The 19,239-nt window shown below is 61.7% G+C and carries 11 protein-coding genes and 1 riboswitch; of the genes, 8 read left to right on the top strand and 3 right to left on the bottom strand.

Features of this window, described 5'->3' with window-relative positions:
* Positions 1-4: 4 nt before the first annotated feature.
* The 5 genes from pilV (at position 5) to BM408_RS17555 (ending at position 7,647) form a co-directional block, all read left to right on the top strand.
* Entirely contained in the window at positions 5-535 is a 531-nt protein-coding gene (gene pilV / locus BM408_RS17575) for a type IV pilus modification protein PilV (protein ID WP_092131452.1), read from the top strand.
* Entirely contained in the window at positions 532-1,707 is a 1,176-nt protein-coding gene (locus BM408_RS17570; RefSeq protein ID WP_092131450.1) for a PilW family protein, read from the top strand. Before pilV ends, BM408_RS17570 begins: the two co-directional genes overlap by 4 nt.
* Positions 1,708-1,727: 20 nt before the next feature.
* On the top strand, positions 1,728-2,360 hold the full coding sequence (locus BM408_RS17565) for a pilus assembly PilX family protein (RefSeq protein WP_175541834.1): 633 nt from the start codon (positions 1,728-1,730) through the stop codon (positions 2,358-2,360).
* A 24-nt stretch (positions 2,361-2,384) separates the two neighbouring features.
* Positions 2,385-7,145: a pilus assembly protein gene (locus BM408_RS17560; protein WP_092131447.1), complete on the top strand. Its 4,761-nt coding sequence runs from the start codon at positions 2,385-2,387 to the stop codon at positions 7,143-7,145.
* 73 nt (positions 7,146-7,218) lie between these two features.
* On the top strand, positions 7,219-7,647 hold the full coding sequence (locus BM408_RS17555; protein WP_305790680.1) for a type IV pilin protein: 429 nt from the start codon (positions 7,219-7,221) through the stop codon (positions 7,645-7,647).
* A 6-nt stretch (positions 7,648-7,653) separates the two neighbouring features.
* Here BM408_RS17555 and nrdR read toward each other — a convergent pair whose 3' ends face one another.
* The 3 genes from nrdR to BM408_RS17540 form a co-directional block, all read right to left on the bottom strand.
* A complete protein-coding gene (nrdR, locus tag BM408_RS17550) occupies positions 7,654-8,103 on the bottom strand; it encodes a transcriptional regulator NrdR (protein ID WP_092131446.1) in 450 nt (149 codons plus the stop codon).
* A 109-nt stretch (positions 8,104-8,212) separates the two neighbouring features.
* The gene (glyA, locus tag BM408_RS17545) at positions 8,213-9,457 is read right to left on the bottom strand and encodes a serine hydroxymethyltransferase (protein WP_092131444.1); all 1,245 of its coding nucleotides are present in this window, start codon (positions 9,455-9,457) and stop codon (positions 8,213-8,215) included.
* Positions 9,458-9,513: 56 nt separating this feature from the next.
* Positions 9,514-9,643, bottom strand: a riboswitch (ZMP/ZTP riboswitch).
* Positions 9,644-9,776: 133 nt separating this feature from the next.
* Positions 9,777-10,655 (bottom strand): lytic transglycosylase domain-containing protein, encoded by an 879-nt coding sequence (locus BM408_RS17540; protein WP_092131443.1) that lies wholly within the window; start codon positions 10,653-10,655, stop codon positions 9,777-9,779.
* Positions 10,656-11,411: 756 nt separating this feature from the next.
* Here BM408_RS17540 and BM408_RS17535 point away from each other — a divergent pair.
* The 3 genes from BM408_RS17535 to BM408_RS17525 all read left to right on the top strand — a co-directional run bounded on the left by BM408_RS17535 (position 11,412) and on the right by BM408_RS17525 (position 19,217).
* Complete coding sequence (locus BM408_RS17535) at positions 11,412-15,524, top strand: DUF748 domain-containing protein (RefSeq protein ID WP_092131441.1); 4,113 nt, start codon at positions 11,412-11,414, stop codon at positions 15,522-15,524.
* Between the two features lie 184 nt (positions 15,525-15,708).
* The gene (locus tag BM408_RS17530; RefSeq protein ID WP_092131440.1) at positions 15,709-18,543 is read left to right on the top strand and encodes a DUF349 domain-containing protein; all 2,835 of its coding nucleotides are present in this window, start codon (positions 15,709-15,711) and stop codon (positions 18,541-18,543) included.
* The gene (locus BM408_RS17525; RefSeq protein WP_092131438.1) at positions 18,540-19,217 is read left to right on the top strand and encodes a PAQR family membrane homeostasis protein TrhA; all 678 of its coding nucleotides are present in this window, start codon (positions 18,540-18,542) and stop codon (positions 19,215-19,217) included. The genes BM408_RS17530 and BM408_RS17525 overlap by 4 nt, the downstream gene beginning before the upstream one ends.
* The last annotated feature ends 22 nt before the right edge of the window (positions 19,218-19,239 follow it).

Raw genomic sequence — 19,239 nt, 5'->3', positions numbered from 1 at the left:
AAAAATGATACATACCCAAAATCTGCCCAAGCGCGTTCGATTGCCGTCTCGCAATCCATCGGTTCGCCCGCATGGCTTCAGTTTGATTGAAGTGATGGTGACGATGGTCATTCTCTCGTTCGGCTTGCTGGGCGTTGCGGGCCTTTTGGTCAACGGGGTATCAAACGCCGTGGCTTCGGAGTCCATGGCCAAGGCAAGCCAGTTGGCAGCGGACATGGCTGACCGTATTCGCGCCAATCCGACTGTGGCCCTTTCCGCCACCAGTGAATACCTCACGCTCTATTCAGATTCCCCCCCCAGCAGTCCTACGTCTATTGCGCTGAATGACAAAAAAGTTTGGCTGGAGGCCCTGGCGGCGCAGCTGCCGCAGGGTGATGGCCAGATCACAAACTCCGTCAGCGGTACAGACCGCAAGGTGACTATTCAGGTGCGCTGGAGTAACTGCCTGGGCACGCTGAGCGATGCCGATCTGACCGCCTGTACTGACAATTCAGGCGCAGCTTTTAAAACAGTCACCTTTGAGTTGCGACTATGAAAATAACCAGGCATGTTGCAGTGCGGACCGCCCAGGGTGGGTTCTCGCTGGTCGAGCTGCTGATTGCGGTTGCGCTTGGACTTGCCGTTCTGATCGGCTTGTCTTCCGTGTATGTGGCGGTCAAGCAGTCATTCCGGTTTCAGGAAACCTCCGGACGGCTGCAGGAAGATGCGGCCTTTGCCCTGGACAGCATTTCAAAAGACCTGAGGATGGCTGGATATGCCGGGTGCCCTGGTATCAACAAGATCACGGTTGGCGCTGTAACGACTTACTTTCCGGGCAGTGTTATGACCACCGGCAGCCCGGGGGGTATCAATGGGCCCAATCCCCTGGCATCGATTGAAACAACGGTTGCCGAGGTCACCCAGCAGCCCTTTACGGGGTTCAACTTCGTTCGTGGATTTGATAACGTGCCTTCCGGCATGTTCGCGTCGGGTGCGGCGCCGGCATCAAGCGGTACGGACAGCCTGTTTTTTGCCGGCGGCAGTATCAATGCCGTTTCTCTAAGTGTCTTGATGGCCAACACCAGCGACAGCCTGAAGATTGCCGCTGACACTTATGGATGGCGCAATGCCACGGCCAATAGTGGCGTCTATGACTTCATTATTTCGAACTGCAGTTCCTCCAGCATTTTCAAGGGGAAAGTGGCTACCAGCGGCGGTGTGACCACCATCGACCACAGCACCTCGATGGGCAATTCAGCCGGTACTTTTACGTCCAGCACGATCTTTAATACCGACGCGGTCGTGATGCCGGCTGAATGGAATTTTTATTACGTGGCCACCCGCGCCGGCGCGGACACACCCAGCCTGTACCGGGTGTTTTACAACGGCAATGCGAGGCAGGCCCCGGAAGAACTGGTCTCCAATGTTGAAAGCATGCAGCTTCACTATGGAGAAAACACCACATTGGATGCTTTGGGCGCGCCTACCCTGACTGTCGACGCCTGGCGGACCACCGCGGCGGCCGTCACCGATTGGTCCCGGGTTGTGGCTGTGCGGATTGGCTTGATGATGATCAGCTCCGAAGACAACGTGAACCCAGGGGTGACGCAGGCAACTCCCACGCTTCTCGGGCAAACCTACACAGTGCCGGCCGGGGCTTCCACCAATCGGCTCCGCAAGGAATTTTCGACGACTGTTGTCTTGCGTAACCGGGTGGCAGCGCGATGAAGCCGCATGCCAGATCAATCATGGTTGAAACATCCTGCCCACTCGATTGCTATAAAAAATATCGCAACACGCCAAAATTCGGCAAGGGAAGACGGCGGATTCCGTCTTTGAGATCAGGTCGCGGGCAGCAGCGCGGCATGACTTTGCTGGTGGGTCTTATTTTGCTTGTGATGCTGATGAGCATCAGTGTTGTTGGTTTTCGCAATACCAGCTTGTCCGAAAGAATGACCGGCAATGTTGTGGACCGCAACACTTCGTTCCAGTCCGCCGAGAACGCCGGCAAGGAGGCATTGGCGGTTATCGAGGCTGGAAGCTTCAACGGGGCCACGCTCGGGCATTACAACCCCGCATTGTCAGGCGGCGGCAATACGAATTTCTGGAACCAGGGCGCCGGCGCCACGACGTCGACCTGCACGACGACGACGCCATTTAGCTGGACCAGTTGCGCGGCTGAGGTAACAACAAAATATACAAACAACGCCGACAAGGCAAAGTATGTGATCGAGCAGTTGTCGCAGACAACAACAAGCAGCGGTGGCTCGACGACAACGACGACAAATTACCGCGTCACGTCAAGAAGCACGGGTGGGTCGGGTAACGCGGAGGTCGTATTGCAAGTCCTCTATACCAAAGCCATTACCACCACCCCATAGTCAGTGTATTGAGGAGATTCAGTCATGATCAATCAGTCTGTTTTTAGCAGGTGTCCGGACGTGATCCGGGTGGCGCGTCAACACAAAAAACCTGTTGAAGCCTTGGGCGTGCCAGGTGGCGCAAAGGCGCTGGGATTTGTGAAGGCGGCGAGGTCTGTACTGGTCAGCCTGCTGGTGGTGCTGGGCGGCTCGTCGATGACAACGGCCATGGCACAGACCACGGTGGACATTGCACAGGTTCCTCTGCTTGCGTTGAAGAGCGCTCCAGGCCTTGTCATGTTGACCATGAGCCGGGATCACCGGTTGTTTTACGCGGCATACAACGACACCAGTGACATTAACGGCGACGGCGTTGTCGATGTGGGGTTCAAGCCGACGATCACGTATTACGGCAATTTTGTTTCTGACCGTTGCTATGACTACGCCAGCACGGGCACAAACAACCCGGTGTTCAGGCCGATAGCGCTGGCAACGGCAACAGGTTGCAAAGTGGGCACGACTCAACGGTGGCATGGCAACTGGTTGAATTGGGCAACAACTTCGCGGATGGACGCATTGCGGCGAGTGCTGTACGGTGGATACAGGGTTGTCGACAGTGCAACGACGGCGGGCAGTCCTTCATTTTCTTCAACCGTCCTGCAGGCAGCCTACATACCCAAAGATAGCCACGTTTGGGGTAAAGAGTTCAGGCCCGGCCGCGATACGTACGACGTTACCCAGTACACGGCACTGGCAACGCCGACCGCCGGCACGCAGCACCTCTTTGTGGTCGTCAAGGACGGGAGTAACACCACTTACCCGTTCCTGAACGCGAGCACTGCGCCGGTCTTGCGTTACATCACGAACGCGAATTTGACGACCGAACGGATCTGGACCTGGGCGTCAGCCGACGTTGCGCAAGGTATCGGTACCAATCCGGCCAATTTTTCGAAAGGTGGCGGCAGAAGTTCCGTTGCCGCCACTGACATCGTGCTCCGGGTTGAGGCTTGCGTTCCGATCGGTGGTGTGCGGGAGGCAGGTTGCAGGGGCTATCCGTCCGGCAGCCCCACGGTTTGGAAGCCGACCGGCACACTTCATGACTATGCGATCAATGACCAGCTGAAATTTGGGTTGATCACGGGTTCTTACGAGAAGAACTATTCGGGCGGCGTGGTCCGCCGCAATATTCGCAGCTTCAACGACGAAATTGTTGCGAGCACCGGGCAGTTCAACACCGCCAACGACGGCATTGCCCGCACCATCGACAGAATCACTATTCATGGCTGGGGCGGCTCGCAATACGACTGCGGATATAAAACCTCAGCCAACAGAAACGAAGCCGAATGCAAATCATGGGGCGCCCCGGTGGGGGAAATGATGTACGAGGGCTTGCGCTATTTTTCGGGCAAGACAGCGGGAACCAGCGCCTATGTTTATTCCAGCACCTCAAGTGCCGATGCAACGATAGGTTTCCCGGCCTTGCCGGCCTGGCAAAATCCTTTCCGCCCCAAAGCCAGCGGAGGCAGCCCGATTTGCTCCCGGCCGGTTCAGATGGTGATCGCCGATCCTTTGACCAGCTTCGATTCGGATCAGTTGCCGGGGGCGAATTTCACGCCTACAACGAACTTTGGCACCGCCTTGGGTACCAGCGACTTGACGGGCCTGAACGTCACCACTGAAGCAAACACCATGTGGACCGCGGAAGGTCTTGGGACTCGCAAGATTTTTATCGGGCAGTCGGATACGGTTTCCGATGGGAACCCAACCGCCAAGACGGCCAGCTCGTTTGCAAAGATTCGCGGGCATGCGCCGGATGAAACGCAGTCCCAGGGCAGCTTTTATGCCGCGTCTGTGGCCCGCTTTGGCCGGGTCACCGGTATTCCTGTGGGGGCTCCTCCGGGTGTGCCAACGGTAACGGGTCAGAAAGTTGACACGATCGCCGTGGCGCTCGGCAGCTTGACGCCCAAAATTGAACTGACGGATGCGACGGGCAAGAAAGTTTCGATTGTTCCCCTGTCCAAGGCCGTAGGCGGTGGCGGTATCGATAAAACGCCCGGCACCTATCAGGCGACTGGCGCCATCACCGGGTTTTACTACGCGAACAACACACCCACCTCCGTCAGCGCGGTCGTCAACTTTTCCGACGGCGACCAGGGTACTGACAATGAAACCGATGCGCAGGTGCGTTACGACATTACGCTTGTCGGCTCGACTGTGACGATCAACATGACCCAGCTGGACCAAAACCCCGGCGGCATTCAATCGAATCTGGGTTATGTGATTTCAGGCACTACCAAAGATGGCCTGTATCTGGAAACGCGGACCAATAAAAATGGTACGCCTTCGCCGATCTCCGCAGGTGATGTGTATTACCTGGACACGCTGGCCGGGCAGGATCCCGCGCCTGCACCGCCTACTGTGCGGATGAATGGCGACGGTATAACGCACCCGGGTTTGCCAGGCAATATTTTTGCGGCTTATCCCAATAATCCGGCTATCGTGGCCAATGTTTGCCCATCTTATGATCCAGCCAATCTGCCGAATCCCGCTCTGCCGACCACCGGCGGTAACGCTACCCAGCGAGCGAACCAACGGGCGTACAACCAGGTTTATCTGAACTCCATCAATGCGTGCCTGCCTTCCTGGGACAGGCCGACGAGTCGCACGTTCACGTTGTCGAGCGCTGCGTCTACGGCGGGCAGCTACCTGCCGCATGATCCGCTCTGGTATGCGGCCAAATATGGCGGCGCCGGCGTGCTCGACGCCAAGGGTGATCCCACCAATTACTTCAAGATCAGCAATCCTGCCGAGCTGCCCGAACAGATGGGCAAGGCTTTCCGTTCAGCTGCTGCGCTCGCTGCTGTGGCCAGTACCAGTGTGGTGGGTGTGGGGCAGCGTAGCCTGGGATCCGCAGCCATTTACCAGGCCAACTACGATTCGCTGACCTGGTCGTCACGTGTCTACGCTTTCCCCATCGCCGCCAGTGGTGCATTGGCCAATACGCCCATCTGGGAGGCTGCCTCGAAAATTGGAGCGCCTGCTTCGCGCAACAAACTGTTTTTGGGCAGAGGCGGTTCGACCACACCGTTTCAGCTGACGTCGACCGCATTTGCAACGATGACCACCGCGGAGCAAGCTGATTTCGGTAATGCCGCCACCTATTTATACCTGTTGGGTGATAAATCGGCGGAAGAGCGCAAGGGTGGCACGTTCCGTAACCGGGGCACCACTGCCGGCGCAGAGTTTGGCTCTGTCCTCGGCGATATCGTGAACTCCGATCCGCAAATCATTTCCAAAAGGGACTATGACTACGCCGTCGGTGACGCCACCTACAACACCTTCCTGGCCAGCATCAATTTTGAAATGCTTGCGGTTGGCAGCAACGACGGGTTCTTCCATATATTTGACGCAGAGCCGGACGCAACCGGTGGCGGGGAACTGCTGAGTTTCATGCCTCAGGCGGCCCGGACCAACGTCAAGGATCTGGCCGATCCGGGTTACATCCATAAAAACTTTGTCGACGGCCCCATCGCCATCAGCCATGCAAAAATTCCTGTTCCGGGCGACGCCTCGACCAGCTGGCGCACGATTGTCCTTGGCACGGGCGGGGGCGGCGCGCAGACGATATTTGCGATCAATGCGACGTCCAAGACATTTACGGCCAACAGCATTTTGTGGGAGTTCAACCAATCTTCCACAGGCGCCGGAACGACCCTCGGCAGCATCATGGGCCGGCCGGCGATCGGCAAGCTCAATGACGGAACCTGGGTTGCGATTTTTGGCAACGGCTACAACAGCACGGCAGGGACCGCCAACCTGTATGTGGTGCGACTGGATACGGGCGCCCTGGTCCGCGTCATCCCCACCAACACCGCGACAGCCTTTACCAACAATGGACTGGGCTCCATCGAAGTGGTGCGCAAAACTACCGGCAACCGGGACACCATTGACTATGTGTATGGCGCCGACTTCAAGGGCAATATCTGGCGGTTTGACCCCAATGTCGCGACGGCGGGTGCCCTGATTTATTCGACCCCAACGGGCCGGCCCATCACGGCAGAAATCAAGGTCGGCCCCGCACCGACAGGCCTCACCACGGGCGGGAAAATGATCTATTTTGGAACCGGTAGCTATTTGACAGCCGCCGATCCGGCAAACACCACTGTGCAGGCCCTGTACGGGGTCTACGATGACTTGGCTCACAGCCTTAATACGACACCGTTTGTCGCGGAGTCCAGCCTTTCGTCCATGACCATTACCGTGGCCGCCGGTGCGGATGTCAGAACCACGTCTGCCGCCGCGTCGCCCTTCTGGTATACCGTCACGGGCAAAAAAGGCTGGGTCGTCCAGTTGACGGGCACCAATGTTGTTGCGGGTGAGCGCGTGATTGCGCCGCCGGTCCGCTATACGGTGGCCGGTCTGGTGGATGCCTTCCTGTTCACGTCCATCGTGCCCAGTACGGACGAATGTCAAGCGGGCCTGGATGCCTGGATTACGGGCATCGACGCGATGACCGGGGGATACAAGAAGGTTTTCAGCAGCATTACCAACAATTCGGTGCGCATACGCGGCGGGTCACCGCGCGGGGTGTTCGTGCTGCAAGATGGTGGGGCGCCGACGCTGTATATCAGCCAGACCATCTTTAATGGCGAACCACCGACAACTTCATTCACGACCGGCACCGGCGGCGAACAAACCGTTAATATCAACGGCGTTGACGGTACGACTCGCGTGATTTCCATCGGACTGAACAATCCGACCGTGCCGGCTTCGATGAACCGCCAGGTGTGGCGCCAGTTAAAGTGATCGATGGGATGGGGCCGGCTGTTGTGCGCAACGGCCGCCCCGTTTCAGTAACGCTTAGCGAGAAGGAGAAAAATTGAAATCCGTTATCAAAAATAATCGCGGCTTTACTTTGATAGAGCTTATGGTCGTGGTGGCCGTCATCGGCCTTCTGTCGGCGATTGCAATTCCTTCGTATCAAAGTTATACGGCGCGTTCCAATCGCTCGGCCGGGAAATCAACTTTGCTGGAAGCGGCGCAATTCATGGAGCGTTATCGCTCCAGTAATTTCAAGTATGTTGATGCTTCCAACAATGCCCCTGCGTTGCCGAGCCGGCTGCAAATTTCGCCAGCGCAGGGAACCAAGCGCTATGACATTGCACTTTCTGCCGTCACCGCCACGGGATTTACATTGACGGCCACGCCCAGTGGCTGGGTGGACAACGTTTGTGGCAATTTGACGCTCAACAACCTGGGCGTCAAAGGGCAGTCTATTGGGGATGCCGCCTCTTGCTGGAACCGTTGAGGGTTCCTAGCGCCGGACCTCGTCCACCAGCGTCTTGAACTCGTCAATGTCCTCAAAGCTGCGGTAAACGCTGGCAAAGCGGACATAGGCGACTTTGTCGAGCTTTCGCAGCTCGCGCATCACCAGCTCGCCGATCCGGTTGGAAGCCACTTCCCGCAAGCCCAGGCTCAGCAGTTTTTCTTCGATACGCTCAATCGCCGAGTCCACCTGCTCGGTGCTGACCGGGCGCTTGCGCAGCGCCAGGTTCAGCGAGGCCAGCACTTTGCTGCGCTTGTATTCGATGCGCCGGCCGTCCTTCTTGACGATGGACGGGAAGGTGACGTCGGGCCGCTCATAGGTGGTAAAGCGCTTTTCACACGCGCCGCACTGGCGGCGGCGGCGTATGAAGTCGGCATCCTCGGACACCCGGGTTTCGACAACCTGGGTTTCAAGATGGCCGCAAAAGGGGCATTTCATGGGCGGGGACCTGAATCTAAAGAAATAAATCGATCAAATCGGCCACTAGCCCAACGAAGACGAGCGCAGGATGCTATAAAAATCATAGTTCCTGCGCTGTCCTTCATGGTCAGCGGTATACCGGGAAGCGGCTGGTCAGGGCGTGAACCTTGGCGCGGACCGCTTCGATATTGGCCGCATCGCGCGGGTTGTCCAGCACGTCGGCGATCAGGTTGGCGGTGGCGCGGGCTTCTTCGTCCTTGAAGCCGCGGGTCGTCATGGCCGGGGTGCCGATGCGCACGCCGCTGGTGACCATCGGCTTTTCCGGGTCGTTCGGGATGGCGTTCTTGTTGATCGTCATGTGGGCGCTGCCCAGCACGGCTTCGGCTTCCTTGCCGGTGATGCCCTTGGCGCGCAGGTCGACCAGCATGAGGTGGCTTTCGGTGCGTCCGCTGACGATGCGCAGGCCGCGCTGCGTCAGGGTGTCGGCCACGATCTGCGCGTTCTTCACGACCTGCTGCTGGTAGGTCTTGAACTCGGGCGACATGGCTTCTTTGAAAGCCACGGCTTTGGCCGCGATCACGTGCATCAGCGGGCCGCCTTGCAGGCCGGGGAAGATGGCGCTGTTGATGACTTTTTCGTGCTCGGCCTTCATCAGGATGATGCCGCCGCGCGGGCCGCGCAGGCTCTTGTGCGTGGTTGAGGTGACGATGTCGGCGTGCGGCACCGGGTTGGGGTAGACGCCCGCGGCCACCAGGCCGGCGTAGTGGGCGATGTCGACCATGAAGATCGCGCCGACGGCTTTGGCCACCTTGGCGAAGCGCTCGAAGTCGATGCGCAGGCTGTAGGCCGAGGCGCCCGCGATGATCAGCTTGGGCTTGGTTTCGTGGGCCTTGCGCTCCATCGCGTCGTAGTCGATCTCTTCCTTGTCATTGAGGCCATAAGAGACGACGTTGAACCACTTGCCGCTCATGTTCAGGGCCATGCCGTGCGTCAGGTGGCCGCCTTCGGCCAGGCTCATGCCCATGATGGTGTCGCCGGGCTTGAGGAAGGCCAGGAACACGGCTTCATTGGCCGATGCGCCGCAATGGGCCTGCACGTTGGCGGCTTCAGCGCCAAAGATGGTTTTGATGCGGTCGATGGCCAGTTGCTCGGCCACATCGACGTGCTCACAGCCACCGTAGTAGCGGCGGCCGGGGTAGCCTTCGGCGTATTTGTTGGTGAGCTGCGAGCCTTGCGCGGCCATAACGGCGGGCGAGGCGTAGTTTTCGCTGGCGATCAGCTCGATATGGTGCTCTTGCCGGGCGTTTTCAGCCTGGATGGCGGCGAAGATTTCGGGGTCGGTTTGTTCAACCAGGATGTTGCGGTGGTACATGGCAGTCCTTAAAGACGTGGTCCCTGCTATTCACGAGCCGCGGCTCTAAATGAAACAAGGGCTGCCCAGGCGAACGGCTGAACGCTTGGGCCCAACGGCTTTCAGCGGTGCGCTTCCCAGTGGTGTCCCACGTCAGCTTCAATGATTGTGAAAACCATGAGCCTATCGCCAGTCGCGCACGTTCCCAGTGTAACCGAGGGCGCCCGAAACCCGCCGGCGCCGGGATTCTCAGACGCAGCCCGAAAAGCAAAAAAGCCGGGGCGCTGGCAGCGGCCCGGCTTTGAGGCGTGGATATAACAGGGCGCGGAGGGGCGCCGAATCAGGACTGGCTCAACAGCGCCACTTTCTCAGGCGTTTTGGCCTCGGGCACTGGCGTATCAGCCTGGGCCGGCAGGGAGGCCGGCACCGGACGCGAGGTGCCGGGTGCGGCAAAGAAGGGCGCAGGCGCACCGCGCTTGGAGGCGGACGCCACCACGGCCAGCAGGCGGGCATGCTCGCCCATCACCTTGCCGGCGTAGCCGCCGTCGTCGTCCATGTTGGCTGCGCCCACATAGTATTTAAGGCCGCCTTCGATGGAGCCGGCGCGGGCGATGCATTCCTGCAGCACCTTGACGCCGACGCGCAGGTTGGTCACCGGGTCAAACGCCGCCAGCTTGCCGCCGAAGTTGTCGTACTTGTCGTGGTGCACCTTGGTCATGACCTGCATCAGGCCCTGGGCGCCCACCGGGCTTTGCGCGAACGGGTTGAAGCCCGACTCGATCGCCATGATGGCCAGGATCAGGGTCGGATCCAGCTTGGCTTTCTGGCCGATCTCGAAGGCTTCTGCCACCAGCACGCTCAGCGGCTCGGGCGCGACGCCGTATTTCTTGCTCAGCCAGTAAGCCACCGCCGCCTGTTGGGCGGGCAGGTCTTTCGGGTTGGACGCCGTGGCGCGCTCAATGGCGGCCGGCTCGGTAAAGCCGATGGCCGCTTCCTGGCGCTGCTGCAGCCAGGTCATGAGCTTGAATTCACCGGCCTGACGCAAGTCGGGCCGGGCAGTCAGTGTGATCACCGCGAACACGACGGCCAGGCCCAGAAGGGCGAAGCTGTTGTGGGTGATCTCGAAAAAACCTTGGGCGATGTCATCGGCAACGGTTGAAACACCGTTGCGCACACTTTTCAGGTGCGCCTCAAGGCTGAATTGTCCTAGCGCTGTCATAGCACTCCTTTCTACGCCTGCAGGCCCTTTGGGGGCCAGGCAGGCTTTGATTGGGTCGCCATCAAACCAAGGCATGCCTTGTGGGGTTTGGACCCCTTGTTTGACGTTGCCGGCTTCGTTGATGAATAGGGCAGCGGATTCGGGTTGTCCCTAGGTTCTTGTGGGACTGGCGGGATTCTATGGGTCTCGTTAATAACCTGTCAATAATAACAAATCGTTTCTTTATATTAAAAAGGCAAATAAAAACCCTGATCTTCGGCAGAAACGCCCTAAATCAAGGTAGTTACGGCCTCTTTTTGAGACCAAGCTCTAAGTTAAGTTCGATGTAAAAAATCCTGGATAGTCGGATCGCGGGTCCGGATGTAGGCCGGATTCGATGGCTGTTGTGGGACGTTTGCGGTGGTTTTCAGCCCCCAAAGGCAAAGGCAATCACTGCCGCAACTGTGATTGAAAAGATGGTCTTGCCTCTGCGCCGGCACAGGTTTAACCTGCAATTGCGTGTTCATTCACGCATCCAACCGGGTAACCAACCCCGGAAAACCTGGAAGCAATCACTTGCTTTCATCGCACTGGAGACGATTCATCTCTCTTTTGCGGAAACCCGACGGCATGAGCATCAAGCCCGCCGTCAACCCCGGTCGGTCTCACTGCCCGGGGTTTTTCTTTGGGGGACTCACACCTGATTTCCCTTCGGGTGACCGTCTTTTTCAAATAAGTCATTGACCTATCGGCCCGGGCGTTAAAAACTCGACGCCTATGGCAATCAAAGATTTGAAGAATAAATGGCGGGAGTTCAACTGGCGCGAGACCAACTGGCGCGAAATCGGGAAGTCGTTACCGGCCAGGGGGGCCGCCGTGGCCAAGTCACCGCTCTGGCGGCGCCGCGCGGCCTTGGCGGTGGGCAGCTTGCTGCTGCTGTGGGCGCTGGCCTATGCGGCTGTGCCCTCCATCCTCAAGTCGCAGCTGGAGAAGATCGCCTCTGAAAAGCTGGGCCGGCAGGTCACAGTGGGTGAAGTGGACTTCAAGCCCTGGTCGCTGGAGCTCACCCTGCGCGACCTGGCCATTGCCAGGGCCGGCGCGTCGAAACCTTCCCAGCCATCTCCCCAGCCATCTCCCCAGGAAGCACCCCAGCTTGCCATCAAGCGCATATATATAGATGCTGAGCTCGAGTCCCTGCTGCGCTTCGCGCCGGTGGCCGATGCGGTGCAGATCGATGAGCCGGTGGCCTTTCTCACCCACCAGGGCGAGGGGCGCTACGACATCGACGACATTCTCGAGCGCTTCCAGACCCCCGAAGACACTCCCCCCAGCGACCCGCCGAAATTCGCGGTCTATAACATCGTGGTCAGCGGCGGGCGCATGGACTACACCGACAAGCCCTTCGGCAAGACCCACGAACTGCGCGAGCTGGGCCTGTCGGTGCCTTTTCTCAGCAACCTCAAGTCCAAACGAGAGGTCAAGACCTCGCCGCACCTGGCTTTCAAGCTCAACGGCAGCAGTTTTGACACCGCCGCAGAGGGCACGCCCTTTGCCCAGACGCACAAGACGGATGCCACCTTCACACTGCGCGGTTTTGACCTGAACCCTTACCTGGTCTACTGGCCGGCCACCTTGCCCGTCAAGCTGCAAGCCGCCGTGCTGCATGCCGACGCCAAGGTGGCGTTTGAGCAGACGCCGGCCACCGTGGTGCGCATCTCCGGCACCGTGACGGCGGAAAAAGTCCGGCTGCTGGCTGCGCAGGCCGGCCCATCGGCAGCCCCGGCGCCGTCGGGAAAACGCGGTAGCGAACCGCCACCCGCCCGGCCCGACCTGCTTGCCTTCGATCGCCTGCAGATCACCATGGACGACGTGCGCCCGCTCGAGCAGTTCGTCAAACTGTCCGCCGTCGAGCTCACCGCGCCCACGCTGTCGCTGGCCCGTGACCGGGCAGGGCGCCTGAATCTGCTGCCGGCCCCTGTGGCGGTTGCTATAAAAAAAGAAGCGGCTTACGCCCGCCCCCAAAGGGCTGCAGGCCAAAATGACCCCAAAGACCAAGCCACGGCTGCAGCCGGTGCCGCCAGCAGCCCGGCAACGACGGCGTCTTCCGCGCCACCGGTGAAAGCCGCCGCGCCCGCCTCAACCCCCTGGAAGGTGCAAGTGGCCCGCGTGGCCGTGCGTGACGGCCGCGTGAACTGGCTGGACGAAACCCTGGCCTCACCCGCCGACATCCGCCTGGCCGGCTTCGCGCTCAATGCCTCGGCCATCGCCATGCCGTTTGCGGCCAGTGCGCCCCTGAAGTTCGACGGCTCAGTGGGCCTGGAGCCGCCTGCCGCCGCCCCGGCACCGGCCAAGCCCGTAGCTAAAAAATCAGCCAAACCCGCCACCCAGGCCGCAGCGCCCGCCGCCCCAGCGACGCCCGCACTTTTGACCTTCAATGGCACCGCCACCGACCAGGCCGCGCAAGTCACCGCCAATGTGGCCGCCTGGCCGCTGGGCGTGGCGGCCAAGTATGTCGGCCAGTTTTTGCTGCCGGCACTCAACGGCCAGCTCGACGCCCAGCTGGGCGTGAACTGGCAAGCCGCCAGCGGCGACAAGCCGCAGGCACTGCAAGTCACCGCGCCGCAAATTGCCCTGAGCGATGTGCAGCTGGCCGAGGGCAAGGTGTCGCTGGTCTCCATCAAGCGGGTAGACCTCACGCAAGCCGACATCGACCTGACCGGCCAGACCTTCAAGGCGGCCAAGCTGCAACTGACCGAACCCAAGGCCAGGGTCGACCGTGACGGCGACAAGCGCTGGATGTACGAGCGCTGGATGGTCGGCCACCGATCGACTGCCGCCGCACCCCCGCCACCCACCGACACCGCCACCCGCGCCTCTGCGCCCTCATGGGCCGTGGCCGTGCAGGACGTGCAGCTTGAAGGCGGCGCGATGTCGTTCTCCGACAAAGCCGGCGCCAAACCCGTGGCCTTTGAGGTGACTGCCGCCAAAGCCCAACTGGGCGGCCTGCTGCTCGACGACAGGCCTGCCGCCAAAGCCCAGGCCGCCAAGCCCATGCCGCTGACAGCCTCCTTGCGCCTGGCCACCGGCCGGTTTGAGCCCGGCAAGGTCGACTTCAACGGCAGCCTGGCCCTGGCGCCCATTCAGGCGCAAGGCCGGCTGGTGGTTGACCGCCTGCCTTTGCAGGCCTTTGAGCCATACCTGGCCGACACCCTCAATATCGAGCTGCTGCGCGCCGACGCCAGCTTCAAGGGCCGCGTCGCCTACCGCCAGCTGCCGGCCGGCACGCAGGCGCAGGTGACGGGCGATGTGTCGCTGGAAGAATTCCGCGCCAACACGCTGGCGCCCAGCGAAGACCTGCTCGCCTGGAAAGCGCTGAACCTGCGCGGCCTGCATGTGGCGCTGGAGCCGGCCAAAGCCACACGCGTGGACGTGAAGGAAACGGTGCTCACCGACTTCTTTGCGCGTGTGATCGTCATGCCCGACGGCCGCATCAACCTGCAAGACCTGGTCAAGGGCAATGCGCCCGAGGCTTCGGCCACGGCGGCGGATGCTACAAAAACGGTAGCTGATAACGCAAGTCCTGTGCAGGCTGGCGCGCTAAAAGGCGCACAAACCTCGGCGCAACCCATCAGCCCAACCGCACCGGCAGCTTCGGCATCCGGCGGCCCGCCCGCCATCGTGAGCTTCGGCCCCATCAGCCTCATCAACGGCAAGGTGCTGTTCTCCGACCGTTTCGTCAAACCCAATTACTCGGCAGACCTGACCGAGCTGACCGGCAAGCTCAGCGCGTTCTCATCGGTGGCGCCCGCGGCTGCGGCCGGCGGCGCACCGGTTGCACCGAACATGGCCGACCTTGAACTGCGCGGCCGGGCTGAAGGAACAGCCTCGCTTGAAATCCTGGGCAAGCTCAACCCGCTGGCCAAGCCGCTGGCGCTTGATATCAAAGGCAAGGTGCGCGACCTTGAGCTGCCGCCGCTCTCGCCGTACTCCGTCAAATACTCGGGCTACGGCATCAACCGCGGCAAGCTCAGCGTCGACGTGAGTTATGTGGTGCAGCCCGACGGGCGCCTCACCGCCACCAACAAGGTCATCCTCAACCAGTTGGCCTTCGGCGAGAAGGTGCCGGGCTCCACCGCCAGCCTGCCCGTCAAGCTGGCCGTCGCCTTGCTGGCCGACCGCAACGGCGTGATCGACATCGACCTGCCCATCAGCGGCTCGCTCAACGACCCGCAGTTCAGCCTGGGGCCCATCATCGTGAAGGTGATCATCAATGTGATCGTCAAGGCGATTACCGCGCCGTTCTCCCTGCTGGCCAGCGCGCTGGGCGGCGGCGGTGAAGAGCTCAGCACCGTGGGCTTTGCCGCCGGCAGCGCAGAGCTGGGTCCCGAGGCCAAAGCCGGCCTGGACAAAGTCGCCAAGGCGCTGACGGAGCGGCCCTCGCTGCAGCTCACCGTGGTCGGCACCAGCAGCGTGGAAGCTGAGCGAGACGGTTTCAAGCGCGCGCGGCTTGATTCTCTGGTGCGTGCCGAAAAGCGCCGCATCACCGTGAAGGAGGGCGGCACCACCTCGGCCGCCGTCAGCATCAGCCCGGCCGAATACCCCGACTTGCTCAAAGAGGTCTACAAACGCGCCGACATGCCCAAGCCGCGCAACCTGATCGGCCTGGCCAAAGACCTGCCCGTGCCCGAGATGGAAAAACTGCTGCTGGCCGACATCAAGGTCAATGACGACGCCATGCGCGAGCTGGCGGTGCAGCGCGGCGTGGCCGTCAAAGACTACCTCGCATCGCGCGATCTGCCCCCTGAAAGGCTCTTTCTGGGCGCCGCCAAAGCCATACCGCCCGAGGCCAAATGGACACCCCGCGCGGAGCTGAATTTGGCGATGCCGTAAAAACAGCGAAAATAGCGTCAGTGCTTTATTGATAAAGCTTTATGGGGCCCTTGGGCTTGGGCGCGCAACACGGGTTGCGGCGCCGGCCCCCCATCCACTCCAACACCCGCTGCCGCCTGCAAAGTCCCCCATTCCCCGGGGAGCCTTGCGGCTGGCGGCACTTATTTTTTGACTTTGCGCTCCCATGTTTAAATCTTCCAAACCTGAAACTCCCGCCGTGAAAACGCCCACCACCAAGCAGGCAGAGGCCCATCCGCTGGACGGCCTGACCGGCGGCGCGTTCTCCGCGCCCACTTCGGGCGAGCGCACCGCGCGCATCCGCACCTGGCTGGCCACCGAGCCCACGGCCGAGCAGATGGCCGAGGTCTACAAAGACCTGGCCAACCGCGACAAGGGCGCAGCCAAGCCGCTGAAAGAAAAGCTCGACGAAATCAAGCGCAGCAAGGGCCAGGAAGCCGTGGCCGCCGAATGGGCCGAAAAAGCCCAGGCGCTGCTGGCCGTGCCCAAGCTCAACCTGGCCGACGCCCTGGCGTGGCAGCGCGATGCCGCCAAGGCCGGCGCGCCGCTGTCCAAAGAGCCGCTGGCCGGCCTGAAGGTCCAGCTGGCCGACCGCGTCAAGACGATTGAAGACCTGCAGCACCGCACCCAGGTGCAGCGCGAAGCCGCCGTGCTGCTGGCCCAGCGCACCGAAGTGCTGTCGCTCAAACCCTGGCGCGACGCCGAAGCCGCCCTTGAATCCCTGCGCGGCGATGTCACGCACTGGCAGTCGCAGGCCGACGAAATCACGCACGACGCGAACTGGGCCAGCGTGGACGGGAAATTCCCGCCGCTGCTGGACGCATCGCGCGCACAACTGCTGGCCGTGTGGGACGCCTTCCAGGGCGCGCTGACGCAAGCCCAAAAGGCCGCTGAAGATGCCGCCGCGCCATTGCCTGCCGTGCCGGTCTGGGCCGACGAGCTGCGCGCCGCGCGCGGCCTGCCGCCCGCCGCAGGTGACCAGCCCGCACGCGCGCCCAAGGCCAAGATCGACCCGGCCGTACTCAAAGAGATGCGCGAAAAATCTTCCGCCATCGTGCAGGAAGCATTGACGCGCCTTGAGCATGAAGTCGGTGAAGGCCACGGCAAGTCCACGCCCAAGGTGGCCGCTGACCTGCGCCAGGCCCTGAAAGAACATATCCGCAACATCGACAGCAAGCTGGAAGCCGCCGCGCACGCCGCCCTGACGGCCGCCGGTGAACTCGAAGGCTGGCAACGCTGGCGCGCCGACCAGATCCGCGAAGAGCTGGTCGTGAAAGCCGAGGCCCTGGTGGCCAAGCCGCTGGGCGGGCGCAAGCAACAAGAAGCCCTGCGCGCCATGCGCGAGCAGTGGAAGACCAGCGACCAGGGCGGCACGCCCAACCACGCGCTGTGGAAGCGTTTTGACGACGCCTGCAACGAAGCGCACAAGGTCGTCGAAGCCTGGCTGGAGAAGGTCAAGGAACAAAGCGAAACCGTCAAGGCCGAGCGCAAGCTGCTGATCGACGAAGTGCTGGCCTGGGCTGAAGCCAACAAGGGCAACACCGACTGGAAGCACCACATCCGCAGCCTCAACGGCTTTGTCGAAAAATGGCGCGAAGCCGGCCACCTGGGCGAAAAGGCCTTTGCTGAAATCCAGCCCGTGTGGAAAGCCGCGATGGAAACAGCCGATGCCGCGCTGACCGCCGCACGCACCGAAAGCATCGCGCGCCGCAAGGCCATGATCGAAGAAGCCGTGGTGCTGGGCGCCGAGCCGCAGTTGCGCATCGACGCCGTCAAGTCGCTGCAACAGCGCTGGCAGCATGAAGCGCAGGGCGTACCCATCGAGCGCAAGCAAGAGCAAAAGATGTGGGACGCCTTCCGCAAACCCATAGACGACGCCTTCCAGCGCAAGACGGCCGAGCGTGAAAAAGCCGCCGCCGCCCTGGGCGAATACGACCGCATGGTGCTCGAAGCCTCCAAGGCCGTGGAAGCCGCTACCGCCAGCGGCGATGTGCAGAAAATCCACGCGGCCGCCAAGGCGCTGGAGGCGATTGTGCGCGGGCAAGTGCCTGTGCCCGCACCGGCTGCAGCGCCTGCTGCCGCACCGGCCGCGCCGTCGGTTGAAGCCGCGCTGGCAGATGCGAATGCCGCACCGGTTGCTACTGCCGATGAAGCTGCAAGCCCTGCAGAAGTAGAGCCGGCGCAAGCCGCTACCGAAGCCGCTGCAGATGCGGCAGCCGCAGAATTTGCCGAATCCAGCGAACCCGCCAGCGCACCCGCCGAACCCGCACCCGCGCCGAAACCCGCACCCAAGCCGGTGATTGCACGCCGCGGCGACGACCGCCCTGGCATGAAGAAGGCCGAACCGGTAGCGGCCGGACGCGGCGGCAAGTTTGGCGACCGCAAGGACTCGCGCCCCGGCAGCAAGCCAGGCGGCCCACGCCAGAGCACCGACAACAAGTTCGAGCCCTACCGTGAAGGCCGTGACGACCGCGGTCCGCGCGGTAATGACCGGGGAGACCGTGGCGACCGCAACGCACGCCCCGCCTTTGAAGAGCGCGGCCCACGCCTGGGCGATGCCGCCTTCCGCGCCCAGCGCGAAGCTTTTGAAGCGGCCAACCAGGCCCTGAAAAAGCTCGCCATGCAGGCGCACGGCGAGGTGCTGACCCACGTGCTCACCGCCTGGGAAAAACGCGATCCGGCCCAGCTGCCGAGCGCGCAAGACCTCGGCAAGGCCGTACCGCCAGCCGTGCGCAACCGCTGGGTGCAAGCCGTCAGCACGCCCTCGGGCAAGGACGCATCCGAAGCGCTGCTGCGCCTGGAAATCGCCGCCGAGCTGCCGACGCCGGCCGAGCACATCAGCGCGCGCCGCATGCTGCAACTGCAACTGCTCACCAAACGCAACGCACCGGCGCCGGCCGAAACCTGGGGCGAAGACACCGCCCAGGTGCTGGCCGCCGACTTTGACCCCGCCAATGCGCGGCGTGTGCAGAACGTGCTGAAGGCGCTGCTCAAACGATGAGTGTGGACGCCGCTGCTGTGGCGGCATCACAAGACCGTGTGCAGACGCTGGGCGAGGAAATCGCCAACAGTGTGAGCCACGGTGTTGCGCTGCTGGCTGCGGTGATTGCGGCGCCTTTCCTGGTGGTTGCCAGCGTGCGCAACGGCGATGCCATCGACGTCGCAGCCGCCAGCGTGTTTGCCGCCACCATGGTGTTGCTGTACTTCACCTCCATGCTGTACCACGCGCTTCCGGCCGTGCGTGCGGCGCGCGCCAAAAGCGTGTTCCAGGTCCTGGACCACGGCGCCATCTACCTGTTGATTGCCGGCACCTACACACCTTTCACGCTGGGCGTGCTGCGCGGGCCCTGGGGCTGGACGCTGTTTGCCCTGGTGTGGACCATGGCGCTGGCCGGGGTGGCGGTGAAGGCCGTGGCGGGCATACGGTACCCGCGTGTCTCTACCGCGCTGTATGTGGCGATGGGGTGGGTTGCGCTGATCGCCATCAAGCCTATGCTCGAGTTGATTCCGAACTGGGGTTTGTTCTGGCTGGTGGCCGGCGGGCTTTTCTACACCCTGGGCGTGGGCTTTTTTGCCACTGACTCACGGCTTCGCTACGGGCACTTTGTGTGGCATATGTTTGTGGCGGCCGGCACGGTCTGCCACTTTGTGGCCGTGCTGTACTACGCGAACTGAAGGGCCCCGTTCGGGCCGCCGC

Source organism: Polaromonas sp. YR568, from assembly GCF_900116715.1.
Lineage (GTDB): Bacteria > Pseudomonadota > Gammaproteobacteria > Burkholderiales > Burkholderiaceae_C > Polaromonas.
Note: the sequence above shows the minus strand (reverse complement) of the source record. Positions and strands in the feature narration are given on the sequence as shown.